Consider the following 25,629-nt stretch of genomic DNA (forward strand, 5'->3'; position numbering starts at 1 on the left):
AAAAGACGTCCCAAGGACGTCTTTTCAGTCCTCGTAAATGACAAACGCCAAAGAGGACTCACACATCTTAGCCAAATAGCTAGCGCGAGTCCACCTTGAGCAACAACAATGTGCTGTTTACGTAAGTCATTTCTTAGACCTCTTTCTTTAATACTTTTTCTATATGATACTATATAAATTTAGACTTGTCAAGAATTTACTGATAATTAAAATCATCTGAATTTTTTATTGTTTTATATTCAATTATTCAGATTACTTCAAAGAGATATTTTTTTCAAAAAAAGTTCTTCCTAATATAAGAAGAACCATCCACATTCAATTATTTATTTGATTTTCTACGAGCAAACTCAAAACCAAGAACTCCCTCTATTAGCCCTAATCCAAGTAAACCAAGAGCCATCGTTTCCGTTTCTCCAGTTTTAGGCAAAGCTGTATTAGAAGAACTTTCTGAATTACCAGCTGAGCTTGTTGCTACTGATGAAGCGCCACTAGCTAGAGAAGTTACTGAAGTCATTTTAGAACTTACACTTGAACCAGAAGCTGAGCTACTTATTGCAGTAGCCGAACTTGATGCTCCTGCTGACGAAGCACTTGAAACGCTACTAGCCGAACTAGCTGATGAACTTGTTGTACTACTTGTAGCTGAACTTTCTGGAACTTTTACTACTGTGATAGTCGCTGTTTGACTCACCGTGTCGCCCTCTACATCTGTATAACTATATGTCACGTTATAAGTGCCTGGAGCAGCTGTATCAACCGTACTGGTAATGACTAAGTCATCCAAAGTAAGAGGATTTCCATATTCATCTGTAGCACTAACAAAATTATCTTCCGGAGTCCACGCACTTCCTGCATCTATTGTTATATCTTGAGTTGTGATTGTTGGTGTTTGTAATGCCGGTTGCCACACATAAGTATCTACTTGGTCAGCTGCCCCTGTGTAATTTGTCATCAATTCTTGAGAAGTCCAGATATTACTTCCTTTTGGTGCATCTGCTGTTCCATCCCCAATATTTTGCCAATATCCCGTGTATTGTGCGTTAGGCGTAATATCCGGCAAGGTCATATTAGGATTCATTTTAACATTTGGTCCCAAAACAAGCGACTTTAAATCTCCAAGGGGCCCCTGATTTTCAGTTATATTGAGAAAATCCTGCGTAAACATGAGTGGCGTTACTGTAAAACTTGATAAATCTAAGCTTGTCAGACTAGTATCTCCTGAAAAAACACCAAGCATATAGGTAACATTAGAAGTATCAAAATTCTCTAAACCGATAATTGTCTTTAAACTTGACATATCCTGAAACATATAAGGCATTGTCCCCACATGACTTGTGTCAAAATCAGAAACGTCAAGACTGATTATACTACTATCCCCATTAAACATAGAATCCATATTGAAAACACTACTTGTATCAAAACCAGATAAATCAACTGTCGTTAAACTCGAATCCCCAAAAAACATATAAGATGTCCTTGTATTTAAAGCAGTATCTAACCACGAAAGATTAACACTCTGCAAATTCGAATTATAAATGAACAGATACGACATATCCGTTACACCAGAAAAATCCGCACCAGATAAATCTGCAGAAGTCAAAGCATAATCATAAGCAAACATTTCAGAGGCTGACCCAGACCAAGTTAAATTATTTAACCCAGTAATCGTTGTCACATTTTGAAGTGATTTAAAGGCAGCATCACCACTTCCACTTGTCGGACCAGTAAATACAATACTAAGAAGATTTGATGCTTCAACTCCACCATCTGATAGGGCATCAAATAAAGTACTCGCAGTTTCAGTATCTCCAATATTCCCCTGAATAGAAAGAGTTCCAGTATCTGAATCAAATGTCCATGTTGCGCCTCCCCATGTTCCCGTTACCGTATCAGCTGCTGCTGCCACCATAACTCTTGGTGTTGAACTTTTAGCAAGATGAGCTGCTGTACTAGAAGCCGTTACTGCTACCTTACTATCAGAAGATGCCGATAAAGAGTTGTCACTTGATGATGGCACTGAGCTTGCATCAGATAAATCACTAGTACCGCTTCCACTTGAAGTTCCTGATAAATCAGATGATGACGTAGTTGTACTAGCATTGCTTGCAAGATATTGTGCTTCTACCGTCTCCGCAACCGCATCCATTGCAGGAAGAACGCTTCCGCCCAAAATAAGTAAGGTGCTTGAAGCATACAACCAATGTTTGCCCTGCTTCCATGTTCGGAAATGCTCCTTCTCTCGTAAATGAGAAGTTGGTCTGCGTCGTGCACCGATAAGATAAGTTTTCTTTTGCATGGTTTGCTCCTTCTATTTATCTTGTGACATAGCAAGATAAATATTGATTTTATATGTATTTGCTTGTAAATGTTTTATCTTTATGTCAATAAAGATAAAACTATGTCACAGGTAGTGTAACATATAAGTAAGCGTTTACCATTTTTTTAATTTTTATTATAAATAAAAAAGAAAAGATTTAATCTTCACTTTTTTATTTGTTCATCTTAATTTGTAAATATAAATCATTATAAACGCCTGTCCAATAGGGGCTGATATTTGTGTAAGCTTCATCGTCTTTGATGATTGATTCATTTGGATAATATTCTTTATCTTCTCGTACTGCTTTTGGTAGTAAAGCTTTTGCTTTATCATTTGGTGTTGAATATCCGACATACTCTGCATTTTTAGCCGCATTTTGTGGTTCTTGCATAAAGTTGATAAAAGCATAAGCTGCTTTGATATTTTTACATGTCTTAGGAATTGCTAGATTGTCATACCAGATATTGGTCTTTTTAGGAATGACATAATGCAAATGACTATTTGTTGTGGTCATTTCTTCTGCTTGTCCACTATAAACAACTGCCATCGGCGTTTCATTATCAACCATATAATTCATGATTTCATCTCCGAGAATTGCCTTGATATTAGGTGAAAGTTTGAGAAGATACTGGTAAGCTTTTGTAACTTGTACTTTGTTTGTCGAATTTACCGATGAACCTGTCGCAATCAAGCCCATCCCCATCACATCTCGCGTGTCATCTGTGAGCAAAATTGAATTTTTGTAAGTAGGATTCCACAAATCATTCCACGTTTGAGGTGGATTTTTGATAAACATATCATTATAGACAATTCCCAAAGTTCCCCAAAAGTAGGGAACAGAATAATGATTATTTGGATCAAATTCGGGATTGAGAAGTTTTGAATCATCATCGTTCAGATTTTTTATTTTCGATTTATTGAACTTTAAAAGCAAACCTTCTTTTGCCATCTTTTGTACCATATAATCTGAAGGGACGATAATATCGTAAGCTGTACCGCCTTGTTTGACTTTTTCATACATCGCTTCATTACTATCAAAAGTCATATAATTCACTTTATAGCCCGTTTCTTTTTCAAACTTTGTAATCAGACTTGGATCAATATATTCTCCCCAATTAAAAATTGTCAAACTGTTACTGTTAGTCTTCGCACCACCTGCAGAAGCAAGCTTAAGTGTTGTAAATCCTAGAACACTTGTAATAATGATAATCCCTAAAAAGAAGTATAGAAGTTTTTTCAAAATTTTTCCTCCTAAGTTAGATTTGGTGTTTTACCTGGCGTTTCTGAATCCCTCATAATAAAATAATACCCTATAACTAGTAAAATCGAGAAGAGAAATACAATTGCAGATAAAGCATTGATTTCAAGTGATATTCCTTCACGCGCACGTGAATATATCTCAACAGATAAAGTCGTAAAATCATTCCCTGTCACAAAAAAAGTAACAGCAAAATCATCTAACGAATAAGTAAACGCCATAAAAAATCCAGCGATAATTCCTGGTGTAAGATAAGGAAAAATAACTTCACGTAAAGTTTGCGCTTGTGTTGCTCCCAAATCATAAGAAGCTTCAATAAGTGATTTGTCCATTTCCTGATACAAAGGCATGACCATCAATACAACTATTGGAATAGAAAAAGCAATATGTGAGAGGAGAACGGATAGAAAGCCAAGCTGCATTCCAACCGTAGTAAACAGAATTAAAAAACTGGCTCCAATGACAACGTCAGGCGATACCATCAAAACATTATTTAAACTAAGAATGGTATTACGACCTTTTGACTTTAGCCCTTCAATGTACATCGCGCCAAAAGTGCCAATGATTGTTGCAATCAATGAACTCAAAAAAGCGAGGAAAAAAGTCTGTACAACAATCAAAATCAAACGATTATCCTGAAAAAGTGTCGTAAAATTAGCCAACGTAAATCCTGTGAACTTGCTCATATTACTTCCTGAATTGAAAGCATAAAAAACAAGATACAATATTGGCGCATAAAGTACAACTAATATAAGCCCAAGATAGATTTTCCCAAGTGAATTTTTAGTTTTCATCTGCTAATCTCCTTTCACGAGTAATAGTCATAATAATAAGCATCGCAAGCACGAGAACAACTGCAATAGTTGAACCCATTCCCCAGTTTTGAGTGGTTAAAAAATGTTCTTCAACTGCCGTTCCAAGTGTAATAACTTTATTTCCTCCAATCAATCGTGTCAACATAAAAAGACTTAATGAGGGAATAAAAACAGCTTGAACACCTGCTTTGACTCCATTGAGAGAAAGTGGCCAAATCACATGAATAAAAGTTTGGAAACGACTGGCTCCCAAATCATAACTGGCATCAACCAGATTGTCATCTAATTCTTCTAAAGCATTGAAAATTGGCAAAACCATAAAGGGAATCGAAATATAACTAGCAACAAAGATAAAACTAAAATCTGTAAATAATATCTGTGGACGACCTAGTCCGACAAATTGTAGGAAACCATCAACTGAGCCGTATTTCCCAAAAATTCCAATAAAAGCATAGGTTTTTAGGAGAAGATTGACCCAAGTTGGAAGAACAATCAACATGAGCCAAAATTGTTTGCTCTTAAGTTTTGTAAGAACATAAGCAACAGGAAAACTGATGAGAAGTGTGGCTACTGTGATAATCAATGAATAAAGTATGGAATTCCAAGTCATCATCAGATAGGTTCCCGAAGTAAAATACTGTGCATAGTTGCCAAAGGTAATTTGTCCATTGATATTGAAAAATGACTGATAAAACAACATGGCGAGCGGTATAATAACAAAAAGCCCAATCCACAGAAAATAGGGAAGTGAATAAATTTTTTTACTCATTCTTTTAGCTCCTCATGATTATTATTTTCATCAGAATCTAGCACCTCTTGCACTGCTTCGTGTAAAGCTTCTTCAAATTCTGCTTCTTCTTCGGCTGTTTCTTCTTCTATAACATTAACAAGTCCGATTGTTTGTTCATCTTCTTCAACATATTCCTCAATTCGTGCGTCAAATTCTTCTTCACTTTCATTGAGTCGCATAATATGAATGGCTTCTGGTTCAAAGTCAAGTCCAACTGTTTCTCCAACAATCGCTTTGTGAGTGGAATGGATCAGCCATTCATTACCAAAATCATCATAAGCAACAATCTCATAATGAACACCACGAAAAAGCTGCGTATTCACTTTGACATTGAATTTTCCTTCATCTGGACGTGTAAATATGAGGTCTTCTGGGCGCAAAACAACTTCAACTGCTTCATTTTTTCTCATTCCACCATCAACTGCTTCAAATTGTTGTTCATTGAACTCAACAAGATAATCTTTTACCATCTTGCCATTCAAAATATTGGATTCTCCAATAAAATCGGCGACAAAATGATTGATTGGTTCATCATAAATATCTGTCGGCGTACCTGATTGGACGATTTCGCCTTCATTCATGATGAAAATCCAATCACTCATAGCAAGGGCTTCTTCTTGGTCATGTGTAACAAAAATAAAAGTGATACCAAGACTTTGCTGAAGTTCTCGGAGTTCATACTGCATATCTTTACGCAGTTTCATATCGAGGGCTGAAAGAGATTCATCGAGGAGCAAAACTTTTGGTCGGTCAATAATCGCACGCGCAATAGCGACACGCTGTTTTTGACCACCTGAGAGTTTAACAATCGGACGTTTTTCATAGCCAGCCAACTGTACCATTTTCAATGTCTCTGAAACGCGTTGAGCAATTTCTTGTTTGGCAACTCCTTTTATTTTCAAGGCAAAAGCAACATTATCAAAAACATTCATGTTTGGAAAAAGAGCATAACTTTGAAAGATTGTGTGTACATTTCTCTTATTTGCTGGAATATCGTTGATTCGCTTACCGTCCAACAAAATATCACCTTTAGTGGCATCAAGCAAACCCGCAATCATATTAAGAATTGTTGATTTTCCTGAGCCTGAAGCACCAAGTAGTGTATAAAATTTTCCTTCTTCAATTTCAAAATTAACGTCATTGAGAACAACTTGTCCATTGTCTTCATAAATTTTTGATACATTTTTGAATTCGATAATATTTTTTGTCACTTTTTCATTTGTCCTTTTTGTCTTTTTACTATTATTTTTTTGACAGAACTGCCGTAGGGACTAGAGAATTTATTCTCAGCCTTCTCGGACAGAGTGAACTTACAACAACGTTATAAGTTCACTCTGTCAAAAACTTTTTTGTCACTTTTCATGAAAAAATTCATGTCAGCTGATGTAAAAACATCAACTAAAAATATTTACAGAAAAACTATTCCTCTAGCTGACCTGCAAATCAATTTTCAAAAACTCAACTCAGCAGTTTACTAGCAAATTAAGCATACAAAAAACCAAGCATAGTATCACTTGGTTGCATTTCAATCTTTCATTTTCCGCTCAAAAGAGCAGCTTTTATCCAGTTCAGAGTCTATACAGCAGAAGAACTTTTAATACTCTTATTGATGCGCGCAAGCGTGTTTTTCTTGGGTGAAGCCTAGCTGGCTTCATAGTTGGAAATCTCCAACTAATCAATAAGGCAACGAAAAGTCGCCAATTTCGGCTTTTGACCCGGCTGTCCGTCTGGCCTTGGCTCTTTAACTTTTTGACAATTCTGTCAAAAACTTTTTTACTTACTGACAGAACTGTCAGCATTTTAAAAGCGGTCAAATCTTCCACTTTTAGCAGAATACACTTATTATAACTTATTTAGCTTCAAATTTCAAGGGCACTTTATTTCAAATACAAAAAATTCTTATGACCACTTTCTTAGTTTTACTCTTGATATCACAAAAATCAAAATCTAGTTACTCTCTGATTCCTCTAATAAAAATTCTTCTTTCTTAGCCTGTTCAAAACGTTCAACAACGGAGGCTGAAGAAGAAAATTGTGCATTTGATGGCAATGATTTATACAACTCTAAAGCTTCTGCCAAATCGTGCGCCTTCCCCTCTTTTAAATAAGTCATCAACATATCAACAGTAGGAATTTTCAAGTATTCTTTCTCAAGTGGAACTTTTTCAAATATATCTGTAGTGACATTCCCCTCAGTCTCTTGAATAATCTGTACTTTTTGTGTTTCAAATTTTGGGAAAAGTTTTCTTTGTTTTACTTTTTTACCAGCAGGCAGATAATCTCGATACCACAAATACTTAAATATCATATTAAGCATTATCCCAAGTGTCCAAGTAATAAAACCTGCACCAAACATTCTTATAAATGCTGTACTCGCTTGCGTCGATTGCACACTTGACCCAACTAATCCACTTCCCCCTATAACATAACCAACAAGTAAAACCACAGGCAAAACCAAACAAGCAATAAGCGCTTGCCGATTGATTAGTTTATTTACTCCATATTCAAATTCTCTTTTTAAATCATTAATTCTAAAGATACTCCGCTCTAAACTCTCGAGAGCGTCCATTAGTTGCACGAAATATTCTATCATGTTTAGAAGCTCCTATTTTTCAACATCATCGTCATCTTTTTTTCTTTTCTTGCCAAATATGAAAAGCAAAAATCCAGCTGGCAAAAAGCGTTGTAATAAAGTCCATGCCATTCCAGAAATAACAAATCCCATAGCAGTTCCACCAATTCCAGCAGTTTCTACTTCAACCGCATGAACAAATTTTGCATGAGCGATGCTACTTTTTGAAATATTCTTTCCTGAACTTTTAGTTGTTTTAGTCTTTTTCTGCTGACTGTTGACCGTTTTCTCAGTAGTTTGAGCAGTAGTTGATGATCTCGGAGTATTTGAATTTGTTTTTGCCTTTGTAGTACTGGCTTTGCTCGAACTTGTTTTGGCTGGCTGAGAAACAACTTGAGGCTTGAAAGTCGCCTTACTTGAACTCGCAGCCGCTACAGCAGTATTTCCCCCTGAGGAACTTGAGGAACTCTTAATTGGATGATTACTCTTCGGTGTTACCACAACTTTTTTCCAAACCACATAGTTTATCGTTGTCAGAGTGATATCTCCATTATTTGCTGTAGTACTTGACTGCTCTGACTTTTTCGTATTTGAAGAACGTACATAACCCTTTATATCACTGAGAGCATTCCCTGCTTCATCAACATTCACAGTCTTCGCCACCACATTTTGAACTATTTTATGCCAAACATTTGTTTTGCTAATCATAATACTGACATCGCCATTTTGAGCCACAGTAGATGTTCTAACCGGACTTCCTGTAGAAATCAACTTATAACCATCTGTATTAGAAATAGTATCGCCAGCATCATTGACATTTTTTATAACATTTGTAGTCGTCGTTATTGGTTTATGCCAGATTACAGTTGTAGTAACCGTTGTTTCAGTATCACCACTATCATCAGTTGCTATCGTGGCGCTACTAGAACTTGAAGAAACTTGTACATAACCTGTTGTACTATCAAGCACATTGCCATTATCCTCTTTATTGATAGTCACATTTTTAACCGTATTAACAGGTATTTTACTATAATAAACATTGATTTGATTTGCATCCTCAGCATTATTAGCGACTAATACAGAAGCACCACCTGCGTAATCATAACCAGAAATTTTAGCTGCTGCATAACTATATGAATTTTCTCCAGTCTGACCAGTCATGCTCGTTGGCGAATCAACTGTAATCGTATCTCCAACATTTGCCTCAATTGTCGAAGAATCAGCAATCGTCTTACCAGTGGCTTCATCAATATAATTAACTTTTACGGAGTTACTTCCTTTGTGTGCAGAAAAAGTACTTCCATTATTAGCAAAAGTCATCGTACTATAGTTTCCACCCGTTGCCCCAATCACTCCAAGAGACAATGAACGCTCTGGTACCGTTATTTTCTCAAAAATAGTAGTTGTCTCTCCCTGACTTGGAATCAAAGGTGTCACAGAATAAACCAAGGTTCCAGTAATAGTTCCATCACTATTAACAACAGGATTTTCCCAAGAAAATGTCATATTTTCGGAAATAGTATTATCTTTATAGTTACCATCAGAAATCATTTCCCCAGCGTCTGGAGCTGCAGCGGCCGCATAATTTTCACCAGTAATCAACTTCCCAGAAGCGTCTGTTTGTCGTATAGAAATTCCATCCGCACCACCACGATTATCACCAAAAATATTATTGTTAATCGTCTGGCCTGGTATCACATTATCTACACCATTTTTACCAATATTAGAATAAAAATCTCGTCCAGCAAAAATAGAATTTTCCAATCCACCAATTCCCAAATATTGACCTACTGCATCTGCTGAATTATTCTCCAGATTAGAAGCAATATCATCCGTAGATTCGGGAGTTAAGATAAATCCCAAAGAGTCTCCGGCGTCCATGGCATTTCCTTTATATCCAACTCCACCATTAACAGTGACACCAAAAACTCCTGAAAAGCTGATTGGATAAGCCATATCAAGTGCACCCTGAAAAAGTCCTAATCCTGCACTCTTTCCTACATTCTGTACCAATGTTGTTGAAAAATTATCAGTCGTAGCTGTTGTATCCAAAGCATTTCCAGATACTTTCCACAGATTAGGATTGGCAATATCTGTAGTCGTATAAACATGATTGCCCGTATCAACTGTATTCCCTGGACTGAGCGAAGAAACAGTATCAGCATCAATTTTATTGATTTTTAAAAAATCACTCGAACTATTAGCCGTTCCTACAACTGATAGACTTGCAAGAACCAAGCCACTTAAAAGCAAGCTTGTTACAATTCTAGCATGGTATTTTTTAGTCATGTTGTTATCTTTCATTCGCTTTAAATTATTCCTCATTTATACAAAATAAATTTTTTAAAGAACCTTTGTATTTTATATTATACACTGATATAACAATTTTTTCAATAGTATTTTCTCGAAATTTGCTATTTTGTCAATATATTTTACAATAAAATCCCTTAGTGAAGTCTCTCACTATTATAAAAAATACGGATTTATCAAAAATCCGTATATAAAGTAAAAAAATCTACTTTTTCTCTTTAATGACATATATTGGACAATTTTTACTTTCACGAAATATTTCACTAAGATATTTTCTAATAATTCCCAACATCAACAATGTAAATCCAAAACAGAACAGCATAATAATCGTTGACGTCCAGCCAGATACTGAAGTACGAAAAAACTGTCGAATAATCAAAATAATAATCGCCAAAAAGTCAAAAACAATAACCGCAAAACCCGAATAAGTCGCTAGATTGAGCGCTGCATCTGAAAAACCAATAAATCCCTCGTGATTGCCATAAGGCACATATTCTTTTTGATAATTCTATTTTTATGAAAGTGCTACTTCAACTAATTGTTTTGCTGTTTTTTTAATTTTTATTTTTCCCGAAAATTTTTCATTTATACGGCTGATAAAGCCATCAAGCTTATCATTGTCAATGAATAAATCCAGTTTGACTTCTGTGAGAAATTTACTATTAGCCATCTCTATATGTTCTGCAAGTAAGAAATGCTGTAAGGAGTCAAATAAAGAGTAATCCAATGTAAGAGTAAGTCCTTGCTGTTCAACGCGCTGTACCAGCCCGGTCACTTCTATGGCATGGTTAAGTACACCCGAATATGCTCTTATTAAACCTCCTGTCCCAAGTTTAACTCCACCAAAATAACGTGTTATAACAGCGCAAGTATTGATAATTTGTTTCTTTTTCAAAATTTCTAACATAGGAACACCAGCAGTTCCAGAAGGTTCTCCATCATCACTTGTTCTTTGGATTTCTTGTTGTTCACCCAATGTGTAGGCTGAACAGTTATGATTAGCTTTCCAATGTTCTTTTTTTACTGCTGAAATAAACTCACGCGCTTCTTCTTCATTTTCTATACGTTTCAGATAACAAATAAAACGCGATTTTTTTATTTCTTCTTCGTTGATACTATCAGATTTTATTGTAATGCGCATCATTATCTCCAATTTCGATAAAATAAAAGCCAAGTTTGCACTCAGCTTTTCCTGACTGGGATAGCAGGATTCGAACCTACGTTAACGGATTCAGAGTCCGCTTTCCTACCACTAGAAGATATCCCAAAGCATCTTTAACAGAAATATTATATCATAACTTGTTACCTTTTTCCAGAAATTACGTATATTTAAGTATGGAAAACTTTTATGGACGTTTCTTACTCAAAAAAGAATTATCAACTTTAGATGATGACACTGATTTTATTAAAATTGAAGGAATGGATAATATTTCTCTGACCAAAATAAAATGCAATCGTTGTGGAACTATTCATGAAAAAAAGCAAGTTCTACTTCCAATTCATGCTTACTATTGTCCAACTTGTATAAACTTAGGAAGAGTACGTTCTGATGAATATCTATATTTTCTCCCGCAACAAGACTTTCCCAGACAACAAGCGCTTCGATGGAAAGGGACATTAACAACTTATCAAGAAGAAATTTCGGAACAATTAGTTAAAACTATTGTTTCTCCACGTCAGATACTTGTACAAGCTGTTACTGGAGCAGGAAAAACAGAAATGATTTATCAAGCCGTAGCAGAATATTTAAAAAATGGAAAAAGTATTGGCATTGCTTCTCCGCGTATTGATGTGTGCATTGAGCTTTATAAACGTTTTTCACGTGATTTTTCCTGTAAAATTTCCCTACTTCATGGTAAAAGTGAACCATATTCTCGTGCTCCGATAGTCATTTGTACAACACATCAACTTTTACGTTTTCGTGAAGCTTTTGACTTACTCATCATTGATGAGGTTGATGCTTTTCCTTTTGATGATAATGCTATGCTCTATTTTGCAGCAAACAATGCACGAAAAACTGATTCAAGTTTAATATATCTCACAGCCACCTCAACAGAAAAATTAGAAAAACAAATAAAATCTGGTGACATTCAAAAATTACAACTTGTCCATCGTTTTCACGGACAAGCTCTTGTACTTCCTGAGTTTATCTGGTATACAAAAATGATGAAGTTAATCATAAAACAAAGAAAAAGTAAATTTCCTTTACTCATTTTTATCCCTGAAATTGACTTTGGTAAGCAATTTACACAGGATTTACAGAAAAAATTGCCCAATGAAAATATTGCTTTTGTGGCTTCTAGTAGTGAAAACCGACTTGAGGCCGTAGAAAATTTCAGAATAGGAAAAACAACTATTCTCATCAGTACAACAATTCTTGAACGAGGCGTTACTTTTCCTAAAGTTGACGTTTTTGTGATAAAAGCAGAACATAAAAACTTTACAAAATCTACATTGATACAAATAGCTGGGCGCGCTGGACGAGCTATTGAACGCCCCACAGGTTTAGTTTATTTCTTTCATGAAGGGAAAACCAGAGCAATGATAACAACTTGTCAAGAAATTAAAGCAATAAATAAAGCAGGAGGATTTTTATGAAATGTTTACTCTGTGAACGAGAAACGCAGCAAACCATTAAGTTTCATGAACTTTTTTTATTTAAAAATCCTCAAAACTTTATTTGTAGTCTTTGCGAGCAAAGTTTTGAAAAAATATCGGATAAACATTGTCCTCGTTGTTATAAGTCTGGTTCTGATGAAATTTGTAAAGATTGTATTTTATGGGAAAAACAAGGAAAGATTATTCAACATCATGCCATCTTTCAATATAATACTGCGATGAAAGAATTTTTTAGTCAATACAAATTTATGGGAGATTACCGACTGCATCAAGTCTTCCAAGCTTATTTTAAATATTTGAAAAAATATGGCACAATCGTTCCTATTCCTTTAAGTGAAAAAGGTTATCAACTGCGCGGTTTTAATCAAGTATCGGCTTTTTTAGCTGATTTACCCAGTGAAGAACTTCTTTTAAAAAAAGAGAGTGTTGCCCAATCTTCTCTCTCACGTCAAGAACGTTTAACATCTAAAAATGTCTTTTCACTAAAGGAAAATATAAAAATACCAAAAAAAGTTATTCTTGTTGACGATATCTATACAACAGGAGCAACTTTGCAGCACGCTATCGAAGTTCTTTGTGATGCTGGTGTTGAAGATATTAAAACCTTTTCTTTATGTCGTTAACATAAGAAAACAAGCAACTTCTTTAAATAAGTCACTTGTTTATTTTTAGTGAAAGATAAATTGCCATATTTTTGGAATAAAAACAAAAATTCCTACCACTACAGCAAATCCCGAAATTACCAGTACTGCTCCTGCTGCCATATCTTTCGCACGTTTTGCTCGCATATGGAAATTATAATCAGCTGCTAAATCTACAACATTTTCAATGGCAGAGTTAAAAAGTTCTGCCATAAAGACAAGAAAAATAGAGAGGAACAAAAATAGCCAATCTGTAGTTGAAACATGAAAAAAAACACCAGCAATAATAGCAATAACACCAGAAATAGCGTGTTTTCGCATATTTCTTTCCTGTTTAAAAGCTGTCCAAATACCTGTCAATGCAAATTCAAGACTTGAGAGTAAATTAGTATTTTTCCAACGGTCTCGAACATTTTTAGTTGGTACTTTTCCTTTACTAAAATCCTTCTTATCGAAAATCTTTAAATCCTTATCGTGTGAGTCCATAGGCACTTAAAATCTCCTCTTGCAAACCAAACATTTCTTTTTCTTCTTCTGGTGTGTAATGGTCATAGCCATTGATGTGCAAAAAGCCATGCACAGTCAACCAGCCATATTCTCTTTCGAGCGAGTGTCCATAATCTGCCGCTTGCTCTGCTGCTTTATCTATTGAAATAAAAAGCTCACCTATAAATGGATCTAGTTCTTCCAATAATTCTTCTGGAATTTCTGTGTCTTCATCAAAAAAATATTCTTCTTCATCTGGTTTATATTCAAGAGAAATAACATCTGTTGGTCGATCTGTATCACGATATTGAAGATTAAGTTCGTGACTACGTGCATTGTCAACAAAAGTGACCGCCATTTCTTTATTCTCAGGAAGTTTAATAAAATCTGCCGCAAAAGCTAGAACTTTTTGCGTTTGCTCAATAATTTTTTTAGGAACTTTTCCTGTTTCATCTGTTAATTCAACGTACATCTTTTTCTCTCTTTTTTATTTTTTATCTTATATTTAATAGAATTTCATTCATTTTCATACGCTTTGATAATTTCGGCGACTACTGGATGACGGACAACGTCTTTTGCTGTGAAATAAACAAAGTCTATAGAGGATACTTTCGATAATTTATCTTTTGCATCGTTCAAACCTGATTTTACATGGATAGGAAGATCAATTTGTGAGATATCCCCATTAACAATCATTTTTGAGTTAAAACCGAGACGAGTCAAAAACATTTTCATCTGCATTGTTGTTGTGTTTTGTGCTTCATCAAGAATAACAAAAGCATCATCAAGTGTACGTCCACGCATATAAGCAAGGGGAGCAATTTCGATAATTCCTCGTTCCATCATGCGTTCAGCAGCATTTTTACCTAAAATTTGAAAAAGTGCATCATAAACAGGACGCAAATAAGGATCTACTTTTTCTTGCAAGTCTCCAGGTAAAAATCCAAGATTTTCTCCTGCTTCTACCGCAGGACGTGTAAGGATAATTCGTTTGACTACACCGTTACGTAAAGCTTGCACAGCCATAACTACTGCTAAAAATGTTTTCCCTGTTCCTGCGGGTCCAATTCCAAAAACAATATCATGGTGTTTGACACTATCAACATAGGTTTTCTGTCCCAAATTTTTCAAACGAATTGGTTTTCCTAAGGCATCTTTGGTTAATTCTATTTCATAGAGAGCAGTAAAATCCTCAATAGTATCATTTAGAACCATTTTTATAGCAATAATCACATCAGATGTATGAACAGGAAGGCCACGCGAAACAAGAACAAGTAGAGCTTGTAGAACTTTTTGAGCTTGATGAGCAGTCTCATCTTCTTCACTGAGAATTTGAACTGTTTCACCACGGTAGTTAATGACAACAGCAAGTTGGCTTTCAATAAGCTTTAAATTTTTGTCTTGTACTCCAAAAATAAGAACAGCATCTTCTGGGTTTTTTAATTTAAATTCAACCGAATGTTTAGACAAACAATTACTTCCTTTATGTTTATGAATTTTTGTTTTGTCTTTTTCAAATTCAAACTCAAAATCACAAAACGATTCATTTTATTTCTTACATTATAGCATATTTTAGCTTTTAATATAAATTTCATCTTATTTTTGATAATAAAAAACCTATCGTTACGATAGGTTTTTTTATTATTTAACGACTACTGGGTAAACTGATACGTGTTTTTTACCACGTTTTGTTTCAAATTTTACAGTTCCTTCAATTTTAGCAAAGAGTGTATCGTCACCACCACGTCCAACGTTTGCACCTGGATGGATATGTGTACCACGTTGACGGAAAAGGATTGAACCGCCACTTACAAGTTCACCATCAGATGCTTTAGCACCAAGACGTTTAGCTTGTGAGTCACGACCATTGGAAGTAGAACCTCCACCTTTTTTGTGGGCGAAGAGTTGCAGATTAAGTTCAAGCATTTTATTGCCCTCCATTTTCAAATTTTAATGTAATGTATTGACCATAATTTTTTTCAACTGCTTTCATAGAATTACTGAAAGCTTCAAGCAAAACCTGAGCCAATACTCCTTGTTTTTCAGGGGTACTCAAAGGGATTTCAACATATAAATAACCATCTTCGGTTTGCGTAACAGGTTTAATGTTTGCCATTTCGTAGATATTATTTGCTGTTGTGATTGAGAGAACACTCACTGCTGCACAGACAATATCATGTCCATATTCACCAGATTCTGCGTGTCCTGATATTTCATAGGAAACAATCTTATCTCTTTTTGACCTGATAACAGCTTCAATCATAATTAAGCGTTGACAGATTTAATGACAACTTTAGTGTATGGTTGACGGTGACCTTGTTTGCGATGTGAATGTTTCTTTGGTTTGTATTGGAAAGTAACAACTTTCTTTTCTTTACCATGTTTTTCTACTTCGCCTACAACTGTTGCACCTTTAACAAGTGGGCTACCAACTTTTGTTGTGTCGCCACCGACAAAGATAACTTCATCGAAAGTTACAGCTTGACCTGCTTCAACGTTAAGTTTTTCAACGTAGATAACTTGTCCTTCTTCAACTTTAATTTGTTTGCCACCAGTTTTGATGATTGCATAGTTTGACATTGTGATTCCTCCTTATTAGATTTTTGCTCTTGATTTTTTAGTCAATGAGCTGTTAGACTCGCCTTAGCAGGTGCGAATATCGCTTAAAACCTGACTTCGTGCGGTTGCACTTTATGGAAACCACAAAGACAACTATTATAGTATATCATACTTCTTTAGATAATACAAAAAAATTTTATTTTTTTAGTTATCTGATGAAATACTTACTTTATAAACTTTTCTATTATTCCAAAGTAGGCTGAGAAGATTATTGATTAAGAGCATCATCCATGCAAAACTTAAACTGAATGAAAGAATTTCAAAGGCTGTCAGAGTTAGATAATGAACAAAATGCCAGAGAACAAATGAAATAGCAATCAACGTGACAATAATATAGGAAACCACGTAAATATTTTTATTGATACGTGGGAGAAACCAGCGAATTCCAAAAATTGCTAGTGCCATAAATAGGACAATAAGTTGAGCAGATATATCGTGTATATGATGTGCTAATCCTGTACCGTTGTTGGGAATAAAACCGACAAGAGCAATACACAAAGCGCAGAGCATAAGAAGTGTTTGTAAAACAATGTAGCGAATATGTCGTCCATATTTTTCACGTAAAGAGACAAAAATGTAGTCAAAAAGGGCAATCATCAAAGCCGCTGAAATAATCAAGGTAAGATTAAATTGCAAACTGGCATGAGATTTTTCTGTACCAAGAAGACTAAAATTTCGTTGCCACCAGTATTGGTCGCCATTAGTCGCCATACTTGATATCAATCCTCCAATAGCCACCATGATGAGCATATTAACCAACATGGAAATCTCAAAAGTATCAACAACAAAAATTAGAATATAATTTAAAATCCCAGAGAAAATTGCAAATATCAGGGTTGATGTAAAAAGTCCAAAGCTGACACCATAAAATATTTGGTTGGTAAACCAAAAAAGAGCAGATAGGGCAAGTGTTGTAATAATGATGATTGAAACGATAACAGTTAAAAATGTGCGCCAATAAATTTTCTTTGTCATCATGTGATAGAGTTCTTTACGCTTAATGAAATAAGCTATGATGAAAGTAAGAATAGAAATGGCATTGGCAACTACAATCGTTGCTGTTGCTATCGAATTTGAACCAGATAGAGGAATAACTTGGCTATGATTTAGCGAAAAAGCAAGTACAATAAAAATAATCGTTGAGATAATCGTCGGAAGTAAGAACCAACTTGCTGCATATTCTCGCCTTTTTACTCCCAATGCGCGAATAGTAAAACTATCCTGAGCGATATCAACGACTTCTACTTCTTCCGTCTCAGATAAATCTAACTTTTTGTAAAGTTCTTCTGGAAGAATTATTTTTTTCATCCGATTTCCTCCCACGTAATTTGCATACGATATTCTCCTATTTTCAATTCATTTTGAGCAAGGTGATAGTAAAGTTCTACTATCTGTTGAGCTGAATTTACAGATAAATCTTTTGTCAAAATCGAAAGTTTTCCAAGCCCTGCATAATCTGCTTTTGTTGGAAATTCCTTGTGAAAGTGCATACTGATAGGATTGTCAGTATATCTGGTCATTGATAATTCCTGTTCGTCAAACTTTATCAGAACTTTTTCATCTTGAGAATTTGTATATATCAGACAGATTTTTCCTGCAATTTCTTTAAGCTCTCCTTTGTATTCTTCGTGGATAGCTTCTTCTTGTCTTTCTATTTTTATATGACTGTGAATGTTTATTTTTATCATAACTTTTATTTTACTACATTTTCTAGTATAATTGAAGATAGATAGAGCCAAATTTTGGAGTTTTTTGGTTTAAAATTTTTTGAGAGAGGTTTTGTATGGAGAAAGTTTTTCGTGACCCTGTTCATAATTATATTCATGTAAATAATCCGATTATTTATGATTTAATCAATACAGCTGAATTTCAACGACTGCGACGAATAAAACAGCTTGGAACCTCTAGTTTTACTTTTCATGGAGCGGAACATAGTCGTTTTTCACATTGTATGGGTGTTTATCATATTGCCAAGACGATTACAGAATATTTTAGTAATACTTATCCATTAGAATGGAACCCTGATGAAAATCTCGTTACTCAATGTGCTGCTTTACTCCATGATGTGGGGCACGGTGCTTATTCTCATACTTTTGAAGGATTGTTTGATACAGACCATGAAGCTGTGACACGCGAAATTATAACCTCAGCAGATACTGAAGTGAATACTATTTTACGCCGTGTGTCGCCTGATTTTCCTGAAAAAGTGGCGGCGGTGATTAGTCATGATTATCCAAATCCGCAGGTAGTACAGTTGATTTCTAGTCAAATTGATACAGATAGAATGGATTATTTGCTACGTGATACTTATTATACTGGAGCAGTTTATGGGAAATTTGATATTGACAGAATTTTGACGAGTATTGTTCCTGTACCGGATGGAATTGCTTTTAAAATTAGTGGTATGCACGCTGTTGAGGATTATATTGTCAGCCGCTATCAGATGTATATGCAGGTTTATTTTCATCCGGCGAGTCGAGCAATGGAGGTGATTTTACAGAAATTGCTTGCACGGGCGAAAATACTTTATCCGGAAAATCAAGCCTATTTTCTACAAACAAGTCCTTGTTTAGTGCCATTCTTTGAATATAAAAATAATTTACAAGATTATTTGGCTCTGGACGATGGTGTGATGAATACTTATTTTCAAACTTGGATGAGACACGAGGACACTATTTTATCTGATTTGGCTAAGGCATATATCAATCGTCATGTCTTGAAATCTGTTCAGATTGCAAATGAGAATGAAGATAAAGTTGATAGTTTGCGTAAACTTGTTGCAGAGAGCGGTTTTATCCCTGATTATTATACTGGTATTCATGATAATTTCGATTTGCCTTATGATTTTTATCGGCCAAATTCTGAGAAACCACGAACACAAATTGAGATTTTACAGAAAAATGGTGTTTTGACAGAACTGTCAAAACTGTCTCCGATTGTTGCCTCTCTTGCAGGGACTATTCATGGCAATCGACGTTTCTATTTTCCAAAAATAATGTTGGAAAATGAGGAATTTATCAGTATCATCAATCAAAATAATATTCAATTTTAAATCAATATTTTTTGACAGTTCTGTCAAAAATTTAGAAAGTCAAAATCATGATAAAATTAGTTGCAATCGACCTTGATGGCACATTACTCAACCCTGAGCGCAAAATCACGCCAGCTGTCAAACAAGCTGTCGCTGAAGCGAAGAAAAAAGGCGTAAAAATCGTTATCTGTACAGGACGTCCGTTGATGGGTGTCAAAGATATTCTTGAGGAACTGGAATTGACAGAGTCGAGTGATTATGTCATTACTTATAATGGCGCACTCGTTCAGCGCGCGACAGGCGAAGAATTTATCAAAGAAACGCTGACTGGCGATGATTTTCTTGATATTGATGCTGCTGCTCGCAAAGCTGGCTTGCATATCCATGCACACACGCTCGACGGTATTTACACGACCAACCGGAACATTGGAAAATATAGTGTTCACGAGGCTTATCTCGTTCAGATGCCCTTATATTTTCGTCAACCTGAGGAAATTGCTCAGCTGGAAGTCGTCAAAGTGATGATGGTAGATGAGCAGGAAGTGCTTGATAATGGGATTGCCTATCTGCCATTTGAATTTTTTGAGAATTATACGATGATAAAATCAACACCTTTTTATCTCGAGTTTGTCAACAAAAAAGCCAGTAAAGGCAATGCTGTCAAACATTTAGCTAAAAAACTTTTCCTTGACCTTGACGAAGTAATGGCAATCGGCGACGAAGAAAACGACCGCTCCATGCTAGAAGTTGCAGGAAATCCTGTCGTCATGGAAAATGGAAAAGAAGAATTGAAAAAGATTGCCAAGTATGTAACCAAATCAAACGATGAAAGTGGCGTTGCTTACGCTATCAATGAATGGGTATTAAAAGATTACGAGTAAATAATTTGAATTAAATCTTTTGGAGGTGAGCACTTGCTCATCTTTTTTATTATTTGTTAATGTTATTGTGAACTGAAAAAACAAACCTTAGAGTTTGTTTATATATTATTTAAAATAAAGATTCCAATGTAAGTGACAATTAGGGTTAAAAGCTGTTTGGCAATAGGGACAATAGCCACGTGCATAATTGTCAAAATTGAGTTGATTTTTACATTCTCCACAAATAACAGGAGAATCATTTTTAGAGCAGGGTTCAAAAAGGTGTTCCATCAATTCGTCATGACACTGATAGCAAGCAAAATACTTTTGACAGCTTTCACATTTTAGTCCGGCTATGTCATTTGACTGATGGTAATGAGCGCAACGTCCTTTTTCATCTACTTCTTTTCCATAAATATGTTTTTCTTCTAGCATTCATTCATCCCAGTCAACTTTTATCACTTCACCACTTCTGACTTTTTTTAATTCTCCATTTTCTTGCCTGATGAGGAGACCTCCGTCTTCTTTGATTTCTTCTGCTTTTCCTTTAATCACTTGGGTTCCAAGCTGTAATGTTACTTGCTTTTCTAAGATATTGGAACGACGTCGATATTCTACTAATAATTCTGGATTTGTATAATTTTGAGAATTTTTGATAACTTCTTCAATCATTCGAGCGGCTAGTTGATTACGATTAATCTCTTTATCAGGAGAAATTCCACTCGCTTTAGCCAGTAAATTTTGTGGGAAATGTTTGGTCGCCAAATTTATTCCTACGCCCATTATAAAGCTCGTTGCAGAATTTGATTCAAGGTCTAATACAGCTTCAGTGATTATTCCAGCTACTTTGCGTGTTTCTAAATAAATATCATTGACCCATTTTAATTGAAAATCCTTCTCAGGATAGAACTCTTCAAGCACTCTGGAAATGACGACAGACATACTTGTTGTTAAAAGTCCTGCTTGAAACAAATCATTCGTTGGATTGGGTAAAATAACGCTAAAATAAAGTCCTGTTTCTGCTGGTGAATAAAATAAACGTCCTCGTCTGCCATATCCTTGACTTTGCTGATTAGCAATAAAAATAACGGGTTTATCAACGGGATGCTTACTTAAAAATTGTTTGGCTAAATCTTGAGTAGAACTTGTTTCTTTAAAAACATAAATATTATTTGCAAATTGTTGATGGCTGTAAAAATTAATAATATCTGAATCTAAGGATGAATTTCCTATATATTTATAGCCTAAATTTTTACGACTAATAATTTGATTGCCATTCTTTTTCAAAGTATTGATGGCTTTCCAAATACTTTCTCTACTGATTTTTAGCTGACTGGCTAAACTATCTCCCGAAATCCATTCTCCTTGACCTTTAAGGAGTTCAAATAATACATACTGCTTCGTCGATTCCATCATTACTTACCTTTCAAAAATATCATCAAAGCCTATACTTTTTCTAAGACGTCGGATAATCACTACTGATAATATTGCTTTAGTCACATCTCCCGGAACAAAGATTAGGCTTGAACTTAATGCTGCAAAAAGGGGCATATGCGATTGCCAAGAAAGCCACAAAGCTCCAATAACATCTTGAAATAAAACGCCTGCAAGAATAACCACTAATAGTTCCCACCACCACTGAGTCAATCCTAAACTCTTAAATTTTTCGAGTGAAAGTCCTATCAATACTGGGATAAATAGCCATGCAAACAAATAACCTCCTGTCGGTCCCATAAATCTTGCTGCTCCGCCATTTCCTCCTGATAAAAAAGGAAGTCCTAAAAATACCAATAATAAAAATAAAGCAACCGAGATTGTTCCATATTTTTTTCCTAATAATTCTCCAGCCATGATAATCCCCATGTCTTGAAGGACAATAGGCACTGGGATAAATCCTAAGGGAATTCCTGGAAATAGACCTAACACAATAATGATTGTCGTCATCATTGCTGTAAAAGTTAATACTTTAATTCTTTGATTATTAATCATAATAATACTCCTAAATAATATTTAATTCAATAAAAAGCTTTATTGTATTAACATTATACTAAATAGTAACCATAAATACAATTATAAGGTTACTATTATAAATTAATAAGTCGTTTTCGTTGGTATATAAAAAAGAGAATAGATTTTTATATTCTCTTTTTAGTAAAATTAATTGAACATCTCTAATACTTCGGCTGTTGTACGCACGCGTCCTAAGCGTTTAAAGATATGCTTAACTGTCTCATTATGAAATTCTCCATCAAAATCCGTCATTGCATCTTCAACTGTGAGTACATTATAGCTGTGTTGATAAGCTTCACGCGCCGTTGTATCAACGCCAATCGTTGTCGCAATTCCTGTGAGGACAACATTTTCAATTCCTCTGCGACGAAGTTGCACGTCCAAATCTGTGCCATAAAAAGCGCCCCAATTATGTTTTTCAACATGAATAATATTTTTGACAGTTTTGTCAAAAGCAATAGGTGAGACAAAATCACTGAAATCTTCTGGAAGTTTGCCAGTCCTATTCTGAACTGCATCAGTCAATGGACGTAAAGCTTCCTCGCCATAATTTTTCACATGGACAAATACAATCAAGGCTTCAGTATTTACAAGCTTTTGCAACAACTGTTCATTTTTTTCTAGTACTTCTTGTGCACTGTAAGGCGCAAAATTATCGCGTGCCACAATTCCTTTTTGCAAATCAATTATAACCAAGGCAGTTTTTGTTAAATCTAATGTTTCTGTCATTTTTTCTCACTCACTAATTATTATTTTTTATGTACTTTTTTCTGACCTTCAGCAAATTTTCTCTGTTTATTTTTCCCATGACCAGCTTTTGACACTCGTTTTTTAGAATTTTTTCCAGATATTTTTTTGTCAAATTTATCAAAATTATTTTCATTATTTTTGACAGAACTGTCAAAATGTCCTTTATAATTTTTTTTCTTGTCAGGATGTTCAAAAGTTCTCTCAGAATTTTTGACAGAACTGTCAAAAGTTTTTTTCTTTCTATCAGAACTAAATGAACGTTTTTTTCTATTTTTATCAAATTTACCAGCAGATTTTTTACGTTTATCTGCCGATTTCTCTGGTTTTTCAAGTACATCAAAATCACTTGGAAGATAAGTAAAATCCACATCACCAGTAAATTTATCTGCCTTTACCACCTGAATTTTTATCTTTTGACCAATTTTAAAAGTCAAACCTGTCCGCTCACCAACCAGTGCCAACATCCGTTCCTGATAAGTAAAATAATCTCCCTCAAGCTTCGTAATATGAATCAAGCCTTCAACTGTATTTTCCAGTTCGACAAACAAACCAAAACGCGTCACACTTGATATAACACCCTCAAAAACTTCGCCAACATGACTTTCCATGAACTCAGCTTTTTTCATCTTCTCAACTTCACGCTCAGCATCCACCGCACGACGCTCAAGACGACTGGCTTCTTGAGCAATCTCAGGAATTTTTTCTTCCCAATAATCAATCTTTTCATTCGTTGCTTTTCCAACAACAAATTCATCAATCAAACGATGAACCAGTAAATCTGGGTAACGCCGAATAGGTGACGTAAAGTGCGTATAATTTTCAGCAGCCAAGCCAAAATGTCCGGCATTATTTTCTGAATAACGCGCCTGTTGCATCGAGCGTAAAAGCATTGTCGAAAGCACCAGTTCTGCAGGTTCACCTTTGATTTTATTCAAAAAGCTCTGCAAATTTTTCTGTTCCACAGCACTCGCTGTTGCTTGAACTTGCAAACCAAAACTACTTGCAAAATCAATAAAACGTTGCAAACGGTCCGCCTTAGGTTGCTCATGTATCCGATAAATAAAAGGCAATCCATGCTTTTCAAAATCTCCAGCAACAGTCTCATTTGCTGCCAACATGAAAGACTCAATCATCCGCTCAGCTATTCCACGTGTCCGTTTTACAATCTCAATAGGTAAGCCTTTCTTATCAACAATAATCCGCGCTTCCATCGTTTCAAAATCAATCGCTCCGCGCTCATGTCGCATTTTCTCTAAAATCGGATGCAACTCAGCCATCACTTGAACAGAGTCAGCAATATCCGCAAATTTCTGTAAAGCTTCTTCGTTGCCAGCTAACATCAAATTGACATCATCATAAGTCATCCGCTCCGTGGTTTTAATCACAGATTGCGAAATCTGATAATTGACAATCTTACCTTGCGCTGTAATTTCCATCACGCAAGACTGAGTCAAACGATTAATTCGTGGATTCAGCGAACAAATCCCATTAGACAAACGTTCAGGCAACATTGGGACAACTCTATCTGTCACATAAACAGAAGTCCCACGTTCTAGCGCCTCTTTATCCAAAGCCGAATTTTCTGTTACATAATGCGAAACATCTGCGATATGAACTCCCAGCTCAAAATTACCATTTGCCAAACGCTTTGCATGAACCGCATCATCCAAATCCTTCGCATCTGCCCCATCAATCGTAAAAGTAATCTCAGAACGGTAATCAACACGTCCCATGATATCTTTTTCACTCACTTCTTCAGGTACACTGTCAGCTTCTGCCAAAACCTCAGCTGGAAATTCTGAACGAATATCCATAGAAGCCAAAACTTCCAGTACATCAATCCCTGTATCCCCATTACTTCCTACGATTTCAGTAGCAATTCCCTGCAAAGCATCTGGAAAATCCATATCTGGAAAATGAGTCACCTCAGCACGTACAACATCTTTATCAGCAGGCACAAGCCCCGCATCCGTCAAATACAAACGATAAGGAATTTTTTTATTTCGTGACTTTACAAAACCAATCAAACCAGTTTCTGTTTTCTCTGCCTCATCAAAAGCAACAAAAGTTCCGACAATCTGATTCAAAGCATGAGTGACAATTTCTTCAATTACTCCCTCAGCCGAATTTCCTTTCAGTGGGTTAGCATTCTTTGTGAGTTCAATTCTGACCTCATCACCCTCCAAAGCAAAAGCCGTTTTCCCCTTTGGAATAAAGACATCTGGCTCATCTGAATCAATCGTAACAAAACCAAAACCATTTGCATTCGCATGAAAAACGCCATCAACCAGCGTTTTTGTTTCTTCCAACTCCACTTTACCCTTGTCCGTAAAGCGCAAACGATGCTCTTCTTCCAAAGTCGCCAAAGTTTTAACAAAATTTTTAAAATCCTTTGCCTTATTAAAATGAAGGGCAATCGAAAGCTCCTCCACAGACAAAGATTTTTTAGAACTATTTTTTAAATAGTCAATAATTATTTCTTTACTATCCATTTTTCTCTTATCTAAATTTAATAACCTCTAAAACACTCTAAAAATAAAGAAACGGACTGT

At 35.4% G+C, this 25,629-nt stretch carries 26 protein-coding genes, 1 tRNA gene and 1 other annotated feature; of the genes, 4 read left to right on the forward strand and 23 right to left on the reverse strand.

Annotated features, from left to right (window positions below; all coding sequences use genetic code 11):
- Positions 1–319: 319 nt before the first annotated feature.
- The 10 genes from KJS36_RS04760 to KJS36_RS04805 all read right to left on the reverse strand — a co-directional run bounded on the left by KJS36_RS04760 (position 320) and on the right by KJS36_RS04805 (position 11,328).
- Entirely contained in the window at positions 320–2,296 is a 1,977-nt protein-coding gene (locus KJS36_RS04760) for a BspA family leucine-rich repeat surface protein (RefSeq protein WP_213534884.1), read from the reverse strand.
- Between the two features lie 193 nt (positions 2,297–2,489).
- Complete coding sequence (locus KJS36_RS04765) at positions 2,490–3,557, reverse strand: ABC transporter substrate-binding protein (RefSeq protein WP_213534886.1); 1,068 nt, start codon at positions 3,555–3,557, stop codon at positions 2,490–2,492.
- Between the two features lie 11 nt (positions 3,558–3,568).
- Positions 3,569–4,369, reverse strand: coding sequence for an ABC transporter permease (locus KJS36_RS04770; protein ID WP_213534888.1), 801 nt, complete (start codon positions 4,367–4,369; stop codon positions 3,569–3,571).
- Positions 4,359–5,159, reverse strand: coding sequence for an ABC transporter permease (locus KJS36_RS04775; protein ID WP_213534890.1), 801 nt, complete (start codon positions 5,157–5,159; stop codon positions 4,359–4,361). Before KJS36_RS04775 ends, KJS36_RS04770 begins: the two co-directional genes overlap by 11 nt.
- Positions 5,156–6,391, reverse strand: coding sequence for an ABC transporter ATP-binding protein (locus KJS36_RS04780; RefSeq protein ID WP_213534892.1), 1,236 nt, complete (start codon positions 6,389–6,391; stop codon positions 5,156–5,158). The genes KJS36_RS04775 and KJS36_RS04780 overlap by 4 nt, the downstream gene beginning before the upstream one ends.
- A 736-nt stretch (positions 6,392–7,127) precedes the next feature.
- On the reverse strand, positions 7,128–7,772 hold the full coding sequence (locus tag KJS36_RS04785) for a hypothetical protein (protein ID WP_213534895.1): 645 nt from the start codon (positions 7,770–7,772) through the stop codon (positions 7,128–7,130).
- A 12-nt stretch (positions 7,773–7,784) separates the two neighbouring features.
- Positions 7,785–10,055 carry a MucBP domain-containing protein gene (locus KJS36_RS04790; protein WP_213534896.1) on the reverse strand — a complete coding sequence of 757 codons (2,271 nt, stop codon included), beginning with the start codon at positions 10,053–10,055 and terminating at the stop codon, positions 7,785–7,787.
- A gap of 211 nt (positions 10,056–10,266) precedes the next feature.
- Positions 10,267–10,551 (reverse strand): hypothetical protein, encoded by a 285-nt coding sequence (locus KJS36_RS04795; protein WP_213534897.1) that lies wholly within the window; start codon positions 10,549–10,551, stop codon positions 10,267–10,269.
- Positions 10,552–10,575: 24 nt separating this feature from the next.
- Positions 10,576–11,202 (reverse strand): YigZ family protein, encoded by a 627-nt coding sequence (locus tag KJS36_RS04800; protein ID WP_213534898.1) that lies wholly within the window; start codon positions 11,200–11,202, stop codon positions 10,576–10,578.
- A 55-nt stretch (positions 11,203–11,257) separates the two neighbouring features.
- A tRNA-Gln gene (locus tag KJS36_RS04805) sits at positions 11,258–11,328 on the reverse strand.
- A gap of 68 nt (positions 11,329–11,396) precedes the next feature.
- Between KJS36_RS04805 and KJS36_RS04810 the strand changes: the two genes are divergently transcribed.
- A complete protein-coding gene (locus KJS36_RS04810) occupies positions 11,397–12,659 on the forward strand; it encodes an ATP-dependent helicase ComFA (protein ID WP_213535538.1) in 1,263 nt (420 codons plus the stop codon).
- The gene (locus KJS36_RS04815) at positions 12,656–13,303 is read left to right on the forward strand and encodes a ComF family protein (protein WP_213534899.1); all 648 of its coding nucleotides are present in this window, start codon (positions 12,656–12,658) and stop codon (positions 13,301–13,303) included. The genes KJS36_RS04810 and KJS36_RS04815 overlap by 4 nt, the downstream gene beginning before the upstream one ends.
- A gap of 45 nt (positions 13,304–13,348) precedes the next feature.
- Here the strand turns inward: KJS36_RS04815 and KJS36_RS04820 are convergent, their stop codons facing one another.
- From KJS36_RS04820 to KJS36_RS04855, 8 genes are all read right to left on the reverse strand, one after another.
- A complete protein-coding gene (locus KJS36_RS04820; protein WP_213534900.1) occupies positions 13,349–13,807 on the reverse strand; it encodes a diacylglycerol kinase family protein in 459 nt (152 codons plus the stop codon).
- Complete coding sequence (gene ybeY, locus KJS36_RS04825) at positions 13,791–14,279, reverse strand: rRNA maturation RNase YbeY (RefSeq protein ID WP_213534901.1); 489 nt, start codon at positions 14,277–14,279, stop codon at positions 13,791–13,793. Before ybeY ends, KJS36_RS04820 begins: the two co-directional genes overlap by 17 nt.
- 44 nt (positions 14,280–14,323) lie before the next feature.
- Entirely contained in the window at positions 14,324–15,277 is a 954-nt protein-coding gene (locus KJS36_RS04830) for a PhoH family protein (protein WP_213534902.1), read from the reverse strand.
- Positions 15,278–15,448: 171 nt separating this feature from the next.
- Positions 15,449–15,733, reverse strand: a complete 285-nt coding sequence (rpmA, locus tag KJS36_RS04835; RefSeq protein ID WP_213534904.1) for a 50S ribosomal protein L27 — start codon at positions 15,731–15,733, stop codon at positions 15,449–15,451.
- A gap of 1 nt (position 15,734) precedes the next feature.
- Positions 15,735–16,070 (reverse strand): ribosomal-processing cysteine protease Prp, encoded by a 336-nt coding sequence (locus KJS36_RS04840; protein ID WP_213534906.1) that lies wholly within the window; start codon positions 16,068–16,070, stop codon positions 15,735–15,737.
- A 2-nt stretch (positions 16,071–16,072) separates the two neighbouring features.
- Positions 16,073–16,387 carry a 50S ribosomal protein L21 gene (gene rplU / locus KJS36_RS04845; protein ID WP_213534908.1) on the reverse strand — a complete coding sequence of 105 codons (315 nt, stop codon included), beginning with the start codon at positions 16,385–16,387 and terminating at the stop codon, positions 16,073–16,075.
- Positions 16,388–16,431: 44 nt separating this feature from the next.
- Positions 16,432–16,503: a sequence feature (ribosomal protein L21 leader region), on the reverse strand.
- Between the two features lie 67 nt (positions 16,504–16,570).
- Positions 16,571–17,734: a DUF998 domain-containing protein gene (locus tag KJS36_RS04850; RefSeq protein ID WP_213534910.1), complete on the reverse strand. Its 1,164-nt coding sequence runs from the start codon at positions 17,732–17,734 to the stop codon at positions 16,571–16,573.
- Complete coding sequence (locus tag KJS36_RS04855; RefSeq protein ID WP_244842659.1) at positions 17,731–18,114, reverse strand: YwiB family protein; 384 nt, start codon at positions 18,112–18,114, stop codon at positions 17,731–17,733. The genes KJS36_RS04850 and KJS36_RS04855 overlap by 4 nt, the downstream gene beginning before the upstream one ends.
- A gap of 95 nt (positions 18,115–18,209) precedes the next feature.
- On the opposite strand from KJS36_RS04855, the gene KJS36_RS04860 reads away from it, so the two are divergent.
- Both KJS36_RS04860 and yidA read left to right on the forward strand, forming a co-directional pair.
- On the forward strand, positions 18,210–19,478 hold the full coding sequence (locus KJS36_RS04860; protein ID WP_213534912.1) for an HD domain-containing protein: 1,269 nt from the start codon (positions 18,210–18,212) through the stop codon (positions 19,476–19,478).
- 47 nt (positions 19,479–19,525) lie between these two features.
- Positions 19,526–20,338 carry a sugar-phosphatase gene (gene yidA, locus KJS36_RS04865; protein WP_213534914.1) on the forward strand — a complete coding sequence of 271 codons (813 nt, stop codon included), beginning with the start codon at positions 19,526–19,528 and terminating at the stop codon, positions 20,336–20,338.
- Between the two features lie 105 nt (positions 20,339–20,443).
- On the opposite strand, the gene KJS36_RS04870 is transcribed toward yidA, so the two are convergent.
- The 5 genes from KJS36_RS04870 to rnr form a co-directional block, all read right to left on the reverse strand.
- Positions 20,444–20,752, reverse strand: a complete 309-nt coding sequence (locus tag KJS36_RS04870; RefSeq protein WP_213534916.1) for a CHY zinc finger protein — start codon at positions 20,750–20,752, stop codon at positions 20,444–20,446.
- Positions 20,753–21,730, reverse strand: coding sequence for a biotin--[acetyl-CoA-carboxylase] ligase (locus KJS36_RS04875; RefSeq protein WP_213535560.1), 978 nt, complete (start codon positions 21,728–21,730; stop codon positions 20,753–20,755).
- A gap of 6 nt (positions 21,731–21,736) precedes the next feature.
- Positions 21,737–22,306 (reverse strand): biotin transporter BioY, encoded by a 570-nt coding sequence (locus KJS36_RS04880; RefSeq protein WP_213534918.1) that lies wholly within the window; start codon positions 22,304–22,306, stop codon positions 21,737–21,739.
- Between the two features lie 168 nt (positions 22,307–22,474).
- Positions 22,475–23,056 (reverse strand): isochorismatase family protein, encoded by a 582-nt coding sequence (locus KJS36_RS04885; RefSeq protein ID WP_213534921.1) that lies wholly within the window; start codon positions 23,054–23,056, stop codon positions 22,475–22,477.
- Positions 23,057–23,076: 20 nt separating this feature from the next.
- Positions 23,077–25,569 (reverse strand): ribonuclease R, encoded by a 2,493-nt coding sequence (gene rnr / locus KJS36_RS04890; protein WP_213534923.1) that lies wholly within the window; start codon positions 25,567–25,569, stop codon positions 23,077–23,079.
- Positions 25,570–25,629 lie beyond the last annotated feature (60 nt).

It is taken from the genome of Lactococcus nasutitermitis, from assembly GCF_018403765.1.
Taxonomy (GTDB): Bacteria; Bacillota; Bacilli; order Lactobacillales; family Streptococcaceae; genus Lactococcus; species Lactococcus nasutitermitis.